At 66.2% G+C, this 9,597-nt stretch carries 6 protein-coding genes and 2 pseudogenes; 6 read left to right on the forward strand and 2 right to left on the reverse strand.

Translation table 11 applies throughout. The features are described 5' to 3' along the window. Window positions 1–587: 587 nt before the first annotated feature. The 3 genes from ACIQK6_RS31790 to ACIQK6_RS31800 are packed head-to-tail and all read left to right on the forward strand — an operon-like array spanning window position 588 to window position 4,448. Window positions 588–1,943: a dsDNA nuclease domain-containing protein gene (locus ACIQK6_RS31790; RefSeq protein ID WP_402696113.1), complete on the forward strand. Its 1,356-nt coding sequence runs from the start codon at window positions 588–590 to the stop codon at window positions 1,941–1,943. Continuing rightward, a complete protein-coding gene (locus ACIQK6_RS31795) occupies window positions 1,940–2,512 on the forward strand; it encodes a hypothetical protein (protein ID WP_053628804.1) in 573 nt (190 codons plus the stop codon). Before ACIQK6_RS31790 ends, ACIQK6_RS31795 begins: the two co-directional genes overlap by 4 nt. A 1-nt stretch (window position 2,513) precedes the next feature. Beyond that, window positions 2,514–4,448: a hypothetical protein gene (locus tag ACIQK6_RS31800; protein WP_402696115.1), complete on the forward strand. Its 1,935-nt coding sequence runs from the start codon at window positions 2,514–2,516 to the stop codon at window positions 4,446–4,448. Window positions 4,449–4,511: 63 nt separating this feature from the next. Here the strand turns inward: ACIQK6_RS31800 and ACIQK6_RS31805 are convergent. Then, a pseudogene (locus ACIQK6_RS31805) lies at window positions 4,512–5,045 on the reverse strand (NAD(P)/FAD-dependent oxidoreductase); the annotation flags it as partial. Window positions 5,046–5,047: 2 nt separating this feature from the next. On the opposite strand from ACIQK6_RS31805, the pseudogene ACIQK6_RS31810 reads away from it, so the two are divergent. Both ACIQK6_RS31810 and ACIQK6_RS31815 read left to right on the forward strand, forming a co-directional pair. Further along, window positions 5,048–5,775, forward strand: a pseudogene (locus ACIQK6_RS31810) (MFS transporter); the annotation flags it as partial. Between the two features lie 328 nt (window positions 5,776–6,103). Next, entirely contained in the window at window positions 6,104–6,994 is an 891-nt protein-coding gene (locus tag ACIQK6_RS31815) for a transporter (RefSeq protein WP_402696122.1), read from the forward strand. 224 nt (window positions 6,995–7,218) lie between these two features. Here the strand turns inward: ACIQK6_RS31815 and ACIQK6_RS31820 are convergent, their stop codons facing one another. Further along, on the reverse strand, window positions 7,219–8,211 hold the full coding sequence (locus ACIQK6_RS31820; protein WP_402696117.1) for a hypothetical protein: 993 nt from the start codon (window positions 8,209–8,211) through the stop codon (window positions 7,219–7,221). 406 nt (window positions 8,212–8,617) lie between these two features. Here ACIQK6_RS31820 and ACIQK6_RS31825 point away from each other — a divergent pair, with 406 nt between their 5' ends. Next, a complete protein-coding gene (locus ACIQK6_RS31825; protein WP_402696118.1) occupies window positions 8,618–9,517 on the forward strand; it encodes a restriction endonuclease in 900 nt (299 codons plus the stop codon). Window positions 9,518–9,597 lie beyond the last annotated feature (80 nt).

Genomic DNA, 9,597 nt, shown 5'->3' on the forward strand with positions numbered 1-9,597 from the left:
ATGAGCCGCGGCGTGGCAGGGAGCGCATGACGCGCACAGCGGCACGTAGGTAGCTGGCCGTAGTCCATCTTGATCAGGTGTTGTGAAGCGCGCCCAGGCTGAACCGTGTCGTTGGCGACTTCACCCGCCGGATGCCGACCGACGGTTTGGCCGAGGGATCGCCGGTGCCAGCAGATTCTTCGTCTCCTGGTGGTACAGCGGCTGCACGCACGCTGACCAGGAAAAACAACGGTTGGAGCGTCCCTTCGGCGGGTCCTGGTCCGGAAAAGGTCCGGATCTTGGTGCGGCGGCGCCCACCCAGTTCATGTCTCGGTTGTAGCGAGAGAGATTGGGGGCGATCGGGACCGGACGGGCCAGGGGGAAGCCGCCCAGCCGTAGGCCACGCAGCCTCGACGTGCGGTCGTTCCAAGATCAGGGGAGCCGGACTCCCGTGCACCGACGTCGAACGAGGCGAAGGCCCCACGTTCTTCCGCGCGCCTCGAATGTGGTCGACCGGTTACGGAGCGCATGGGTGCTGTGGTAATTGTGGTGATCTTCCGTCGTCGGCCCTGGGGGCGTAGCTCCAACGGCGGAGTGGGGGGTGCGCAGTGGCAATTGAGGCTGAGGCGGCAGAGGACGCAGAGTCTGACGAGGAGTTCGTGCACCCGATCTTCCGCGTGGCACCCGCGGAGGACATCGGGTCGGACACCCTGGGCAACTACCGGTATCAGGCAGAGGTCGCCGCCCAGATCTGCGTTGCGCTGCTGACACAGGATTCTGTCGAATCGGTGGTCTGCGAGTGGCACGAGGACTTCGTGGTCTCGTACGCCGGCGGTTCGGTTGAACTCGTATCAGTGAAGCACCGCGGAAAGCGGCGGAACCCCTGGAACGTGGCGGATCTGTGCAAGGACGGAGGGCTAGCGCACCTCTTCGACCGATGGCGTGCGTGCGACGGCCTGAGCAACGTCCGGCTTCGTCTTGCCACGAACGCCGGCCTCACAACAGGCAAGGGGGGCGCTACCACCCTGAAAGCGATGTGCGGGCCCGACCCGCGTATCACTTCTGGGATAGACGACATGGCCAGCGCCGTCGCCCAGTACCTCTTGAAAGTTCGATGGAAGCAGCCCTACGCCACCATCCCCGAAGTCCCCCAGGTTTCGCGACTCGCCGACATCGCCATCCCGGACGGTTTCACCGACTTGGTGAAGCTCTTCTTCGCCGCGCTGCATATCGACGATGAACTGCCGTCCCGCCGGCACATCACGGACGTCAATCTCCAGAGTCTCCTCATTCCTGCGATCGCGGCCCTGCAGCGGGACCATGTGGATGTTGAAGCCACCTATCGCGCACTGATCGAGCGAATCGAGCAGTCGAACCGCGACGAGAGCGATCGCGGACAGCTCGCTGTCTACATCGCCGACCCGACGAGGGTCCTGCACAGCGTGCAGATCCAGCAGCGCATCGCGAGGCGCCGGCTGACCAAGGCCACGGTCCTCGACACGTTCGTCTCCAGCCGTTCCATAGTGCCCACCTTCGCCCGCGGCCAGCTGCCGATCGTCGCTCCGGGTGGGGGCAACCTGCGCAAGAAGATGGCCCGCGGGCGTATTCCGGCGGATGAGGCTGCCCACGCCGAGCGCCTTCGATCAGCCTGGTATGTCGCCTGGTCCCAGCACCGGTCGGGATTGGCGGGAGACACCACGGAGCTGGCCAACGCGAGCTACGAGGTCTTGGACACCGTCTTCGCCTGCCGCGAGCAGGCCGAAGAGCAATCGCCCGAAGGTGCACCCTACGGGCGCCGCATGAACCAGCTGATGACGCGGCTCCTGACACCAGACCTACTCGGTGCCGGGCTTCCGTTTCCCGTCAACGGGCGTCATCTGCGGGGCTTGGCCTACCAGCTCTGCGACGACTGCGACTTCTACTTCTCCGACGTGTTCGACCCCTCCGAGGAAGAGGCGTCGTGACAAGCGCCGGCGACCGTCTGGTGGCGACCACGCGCCTCAGAGACCGGGCCCGTCGACAGGAGCAGTATGAGGCTCACTATCACGAGGCCCGCGTGCTGCTGCTGATCGACCGTTTCACCGGAGCGAAGAAGGGCCTGGAAGGTCTAACCAAACTTGCCAAGCTCGACTTCCTGCTGCGCTACCCGGCCATGCTGGAGCGCCTCCTGGCCGAGGACGGAATCCCGTGGCCCGACGGAGCCCAACCCACCTCCGCTGAACGCCTATCCGTCGAGAGCCGCATGACCCGCTACAAGTACGGACCCTGGGACCACCGCTACTACACCGTCCTGGGATCCCTGGCTGCCCGCGACCTGATCACCTACAGCGGGACTGACCGGGCCGAGTTCCGCATCACAGCGTCCGGCGCGGTCGCCGCGGCAATGCTGGCAGAAACGGACGAGTGGTCCGTGGTGGCGAAACGCATCACTCTTCTCAAGAAGCACTTCAACAAGTCAGGTACGACCCTGAAGACCCTCATCTACGACCGTCTACCGGACGCGGTCGACAGGCCCTGGCGGACGGAGATCTGAAATGGCAGTCCACCTTCGCTTCCGCTCCCTCACCGTCACCACCGCCGACGCCGAGAAGACCTACCGCTTCGACGGGCCGGCCACCGTCGTCAGCGGTCCCAGCGGCACCGGCAAGTCCAGCCTCCTGATGCTGCTCAAGCATGTGGTGGGTGGCAAAGCCGTACTGACCCCGGCCGTCCGCGATCACGTCATCTCTGCCCGCGCCGAGGTCTTCATCGGCGAGCAGCACGTGATCCTCAAGAGGACCGTCAACGACGCCCGCTCCGGCCAGGTCGATGTCCTGGACCCAGGGACCCTGGCCACTCTCAACACCTACGCCGTACAAGCGGACGGCGACCTGCCACCCTTGTCGGACTACCTTCTGGCGGCGCTCGACTTCCCTCGCGAGACGATCCCCTCCAGCCGCGACGGCAAAGCCACAACGCGGGACCTCACCTTCACCGACCTCTTCGCCTACGTGTACCGGGAAGCCCGCAACATCGACCGCGAAGTCGTGGGACACCTCGACACCTGGTTCAAGACCAAACGCACCGCCCTCTTCAAGCTGATGTTCGCGCTTACCGACAGCACCGTGCTGGAACTCAGCCGGAAGCTGGGCGAGCTCAAGGAGGAGCTCCGCAAGAAGACGGACGAGTACGAGAACGTCAAGGACTTCCTCAATGCGACTGATCCCCGCACCGAGGACCAACTGCGGGCCGAGCTCACCAGTCTGCGGGACATGCTGCAGCGAGCAGATGCAGCGCTGGCATCCCTGCGCCACGAACTGGAGGAGAGCACCGCCGCCGACGCCGTCCTTCGCCAAGACCTGCGTGCGGCACTGGACAGTGCCCGCGACGCCGAGCAGGACGTCCTTGCGGCACAAGAGCTCGTGGAGGCCCGTGCCGCGGTCGTCGCCCAGGTCGAGCTCGACCTGTCCCGACTCGACCGCTCAACCACCGCCATTGAGAAGCTGTCACCCTTCGACTTCGTTGTCTGCCCACGTTGTATGCAGCGCCTCAGCACCCGCCCCGTTCCCGAGGACCACTGCGTGGTCTGCCTGCAGGACGACCCACACGACCAAGACGTCGATCCCGCCGCTATCGCGCAGACCCGAAGGACACTTGACCTTCAGCTCCAGGACGCCCGAGCCGTACTCGAAGCCGATAGCGGTGTCCTGGAAGCCGCACAACAACGAGCCCAGCAAACCGACTTCCTCGCCCACAGCCTGCGCCGTCAACTCGACGCACAGACCCGCGACCTCGTGGCACCCCGCTTCGACGCCATCGCAGACGCCAGCGCCCGCGCGGCCTCGCTCAGAGCAGCCATCGACTCCGTAACCCAGCTACGAGACTCCTGGACGCGTGCACACGCGATCGCACGAGACGTCCGAGCCATCAAGGAACAGCGAACCCGCGCAACCGCTGAAAAGAAGGCCCGCACAGCCGAACTCGCGGCGCGACAAACCCTCGTGAGCGACCTAGGCCGAGACTTCAACACGATGATCTCCCAGCTGCGCCCCGCACCATGGATCCAGTCCGCGACCATCGACCCGTCGTCCTATCTGCCTGTCGTGGACAACGTCTCATTCGAGAGCCTTCAGGCAGACGGCGGGGGCATCGTGACCTGCATCAACGTCGCGTACAGCCTCTCCCTGCTGGAGTTCGGCATCACACACCCAGATGTCCGGGTGCCGTCGCTGCTGATCATCGACTCGCCTCGAAAGGCGTCCGGGAGCAACTTGGACGACCAGGCGCGCGGGCATCGGACCTACCAGCGCTTTCAAACACTCGCCGAGGTCCACGACTCGCAGGTCCAGCTGATCATCGCTGACAACGACTCGGCGCCCACCCCCGGCGCAGCCTTCGGCAAGATCGAACTTGACTACGACAATCCCCTCGTCCCAGGCGTAGCCCACCCCGGACCTGAGCACACCCACCGCGCCGAGGACGAGTCCTGATCAGGCTGCACGGACTGAGTGAGTTCTGCGCCGACCCCCCACCTGGGGTGGGGGGCCGATCAGTCAGGCGTTGACCTGCGCCACGTGGATGTTGGCTCTGTCGTCGCTCAGGGCGGCGAGGTAGCGCTCGGCGTCGAGGGCCGCCGCGCAGCCGGAGCCGGCTGCGGTGATGGCCTGGCGGTAGGTGTGGTCGACGACATCGCCGGCCGCGAAGACGCCGGGGATGTTCGTTCGGGTCGAGGGCGAGGCGACCTGGATGTAGCCCTCGTCGTCGAGGTCGACCTGTCCGGTGAAGAGTTCGGTGCGCGGGTCGTGCCCGATCGCGATGAACAGGCCGGTGACGTCCAGGTCGCGGAGCTTGCCCGTGAAGGTGTCTCGGAGGACGACCCCGGAGAGCATGCCGTCCGTCTCCTTGATCTCGGCGATTTCGCTGTCGAAGGCGAAGGAGATCTTGTCGTCGGTGAAGGCCCGGTTCTGCATGACCTTGGAGGCGCGCAGGGTGGAGCGGCGGTGGACGACGGTGACGGACTTGGCGAAGCGGGTGAGGAAGGTGGCTTCCTCCATGGCGGTGTCGCCGCCGCCGACCACGACGATGTCGCACCGCCGACACCGGCTGGAGCGCGGGGGCGACCACCGCGGCGTTTTCCGCTGCCCTCGTCGTCTCCGCCGTAGCGGGGATCTACGTAGGCCGCGTCCTGGACCACCGCGGCCCCCGCCTGGTCATGACCGCAGGCTCAGTCCTGGGCGCCCTGGGCCTGCTGGTGATCGCCGCAGCTCCCAACCTGCCTGCCTTCTTCGCCGGATGGTTCCTAGCCGGAGCGGCGCCCCAGCTGGTGATCTGGGTGACGCAGAGGGCGGGCAGCACGGCGCGTGGCTACACCACCACCCAAGCCGCATGGGTCCTCGGCCTCGGTGGCGCGGGCCAGACCCTCGGCGCACCCTGTACGCGACCCTCGCCCGCCGCCTAGGTGTCACCGCCCGCACCGTCACCCTGATCGCATTGGGTGCCATCACCACCGCCGCGCTCGCCGTCGTGGCCGGCCCGTACGCTCTACTCGTTGCTGTGTCCGTCCTCGCCGGGGTGATCCGAGGAAACCTCACCCTCCTCCAGGCCACAGCCGTCACCGACCGCTGGGGCACCATTCACTACGGCCGACTTTCCGGCCTCCTCGGTGCACCAGCCCACGCAGCCGCCGCCATCGCCCCCTTCGCCGGCGCAGTCCTGGCCGGACCCCTCGGCGGCTACCCCGCGCTGTTCGCGCTGCTGGCCATCCTCTCCACCACTGCCGCTGTCACGGCCTTCGGGACCCGCACGCAACAGCGCTGATCAGTTATGGGCGCTCGGCTTGGCGGGGTGGTGGTCGTCCGGGATCCTCGTGCGTCATTGAGCTGCCCTGCTCACGATCGGCATCGCGGTGGCTCGGCCGAACGGATGGGCGGAGGGGAGGGCTGGGGCATCTCGGCGCGGTGAACGGGAAGATCGGCTACGGGAACTCCGGAAGGGGCGGCCTGGGGCTCGCTGGACTTCAGAGCGTTCGAGCGTGAGTACTGCCCCGATGGAGTCCGGCCCGGAGAGTCCGATCCCCGGATGGCCCCGGCTGGCGGAAATATCCCTGAACCTGCGGGTGTTACCCCTCGGCATGTACGACAAGGGGGTGTCGAGCCTGAAACTGTTCTCCACGAAAGACGGCGTGACCGAAGTCCTGCCGCGATTGGCTGAGGCTGAGGCCGATGTGCAGGGCCTGGTCGAGGGGGCGATGGAGGCGATGCTCGGGGTCCGATTCCTCGCCTCCGAATACAGCACCGGCCCTGTCCACGGTGGGCGCATCGACTCTCTGGGGCTCGACGAGAACGGTGCTCCGGTGATCGTCGAGTACAAGCGATCCACCGACCCCGGTGTGCTGTCGCAAGGGCTGTTCTACGTGGCATGGCTGATGGACCACCGCACCGAGTTCCAAGCGCTGGTCCGCGAGCGCCTCGGGGAGACGGCAGCGTCTCAGGTTCTGTGGAGCGTGCCCCGGCTGATCTGCATCGCCGGCGACTTCACCCGCTACGACCTGCATGCCGTGCGGGAGCATCGCCGCTCGATCGACCTGGTCCGCTATCGGCTGTACGGGCAGCATCACATCGGGTTGGAGACCGTCGCCTCAGTGGCTGCGCAGGGCAAAGTGCCGTCGCGCCTTTGGCGCCGACGCGCCGACGCGTCCGTGCCCGTTCGGCGTGCGTGCGAAGCGATCACGGAACTGGCGGCAGCCGTGGACGAGGCGCTGCTGGGGCTGGGCGAGGACGTGGCGAAGATCGAGCGCAAGCAGTACGACGCGTACCAGCGGCTGCGCAACCTCGCTTGTGTCACCTCCCGGCAGGACAAGCTCCTCGCATACCTCAAGGTGGCGCCTACAGCTGTCGATCTTGTGCCGGGGTTCACCAGGGACGTGACGGGGCTTGGGCATCACGGCACCGGCGACCTGGAGGTCCAGCTGCGCTCGGACAAGGATCTCGAGCGGGCGATGGAGCTGTTCCGGCTGTCCTACGACGCGGCGGCATAGGCCGGCGGACCCGGCGGTCGGTTCGGGGTTTCGGTATCGGGCCTTTCGGTGGGAGGCGAGGACGTGGCGGTGGAGTAGTCCATCTTCCGCACGATCCACCGTTTCGGAAACCGGGGATCGTGCGCTATGTATCGCCCAGCAGTGCCGCGGCGCCACCCTTTCCGCAGTCGCGGTGATGTCGGAGGCGCTCAGGTACAGGATCTCCGGATCGCCACCGTCGGGGGCTACTTGGGCGCGGGGAGCAGGCGGTCGAAGAAGTCGTTCACCATGGCCTTTGCTTCTTCCGGCCGCTCCTTCCGCAGCTCCGCACCCCCGAACCGGAACAGGCGGTAGCCGTCCAGGTTCAGGTCCCGGTCCGCAGCCATCATGGCCCCGTACACCTTGGGCGACGCGATGTTCCTCTCCCGTCCAGCCAGCTCATGCTTCTCGCTGTAGTGCTGCACCCCATCGACCTCGATCACGACCCGCTCGCCGTTCGGCAGCAGCATGAGGAAGTCCATGCGCTGCCGCTCCAGGTCCTTCGGGTTGGCGGGGTCCTTCTGGGAGTAAGGGTCGTAGTGCAGGTGGACCTCGGGGAGCAGAGCCGGCTGCTCGAATCCGGCCTCCGGGTGAAGGCGTCCCACGCGCTCGTAGTACGCGTCGAAGAACAGCTTCTGCGGGGGCGACTCCTGCGGCAGGGACCGCGCCAGCCGCATCCGCAACTGGAACCCAACCTTGAGATCGTTTAACCCGGCCGTGATGTCCGGCCGCTCCTCTCGCCACCAGTCGATCAGCGCCTGCCAGCTCAGCCCCGACGACAGCAGCGGCCGGTCGTACACCAGCCACAAGTGAGCGTTGGTCGTGAGCTTGATGCGGTTCTCGGTCGCATCGGTCAGCACGATCTTCGGCTTCTCCCCGACCCCCGCGAAGATTAGGTTCTGGAACTCTCCATTGCGGCCGCGAACCCCCAGCGTCCGTAGCATCTTGTCAAGCGCCTCGCTGCCGACCTGCGTCACGACGCGCTGAGCCAGGTTGATCAAGTCCTGCGTGTTCTCCACCGCGTCCGTACAGGCCCACGTGTACTCGTCCAGCCCGTCCTCGGGGTAGACGCCCGCCGGGGACTCCAGGCCCACGCGACGGCACAACGCCGAGAGCCTCGCCGGTACGTGCTCCGAGAATTCGACCAGCTCCGCCACGATGGCCTTGCGTAGGACCTCGGCCGGCACTGCCTTCTGCATGTGAGCCCCCTCCAGGTCAAACTTGAACCCCGGGAGCCAATGGTGTCAGCGGGGTCCGACAACGGGGGGTCGGTACGCGCAATACCCCTGCGTACGGCTGGCGTCGTATCAAGCCCTGGCCGGGGGATGCACTCGTCTTGCGGGCCTCCGAGATCCACCGCCCAGCGGTCGCCTCGGAGCTCGCTCACCGGGTGGCGATGGCACGCCTTGGCGGTATGTTCCGACCTCCCCGTTGACCGCGCTGGCCCGGACGGCGGCCACGGACTTGCTGGAGTCACTGACCTGAACGTGTGTCAGTGCCGGGACGTAGCATCCGGAGCGATGCCGCGTCGTTGTGGCCGGCACGCGGTTACTTGCGGTGGGCTGGCCAAGGCGATGGGGAGGTACCCCAATGGGGTGGGAGTCCTTGCTGGTATCGGAGTTCAAGCGACTCCAGTCCACTTCGGACGCGCATCGACGTGGCCGGAAGCTCGAGGAGTTGTTGGAGCGGCTGTTCCAGAACGCGCACTTCCGCGTCCAGCGAAATGCCGGCGCTGCACGACCAAGGCAAACCGATCTAGTCGCGGGCTACGGCGACGCCTGGTACGTGATCGAGGCCAAATGGGAACAGGCGCCCGTTGACGTCAACACCTTCGACAGCGTGCGGGCCCGCGTGGAGAGAGCCGGCCCCGCCACTATCGGTGTGATCATCAGCATCGCGGGCTTCACGGAATCCGTCATCCAGCAGGTCGTCGAGTTCCGAGGGCGACAGCCCATACTGCTCATCGGTGAGAAGGAATTGTTGCAGCTCCTCCGTTCACCAGAATCGCTCGCCAACCTGTTGAAGGCAAAGCAGGCGGAGCTTGTCGCCCACGGTCGTGTCCACCTTGGCCTGGACACCACGAGGAAGACCAAGCGCCGACCGATCAACGATCTGCCGGCAGCCAGCGTCTCCCTGCTTGGGGACACCCTGGAGCCGCTGCCGTACGTCACCGCCGACGACAGCTTCGGTGAACTCGTCTTCGTCCATGAACTGCCCGATGTCGACTGGGTGATCGCCAGCGGCAACGGGGTCACCTTGGACCTCCCGGTCCGCCGTCTGGACGAAGGCGGTCTCATTGATCTCGTCCACACGCTGAACTCCATGGGCTGGACGACATCCGAACCATCCTGGAGCATCCGACAGGCAACCACGGCGTGGCACGGAACCGGCGCTCGGGAGTTCGTCAACGCGCTGACCGGCAGGAAGAAGCGCTACGGCGGACTGGAGGACATCCACCACACCGAGCAGGTCGCGTACTTCGACACCTGCCTAGAAGACTCGTGAAGATCTTGTTGGAGGGCCGTCCGGCCGTAGGCCGGGAGGCCCTCTCGCTTATGCGGTGGCCGTGGTGAGCGTCCAGGTGC

This window comes from Streptomyces sp. NPDC091682 (assembly GCF_044756625.1).
Classification (GTDB): domain Bacteria; phylum Actinomycetota; class Actinomycetes; order Streptomycetales; family Streptomycetaceae; genus Streptomyces.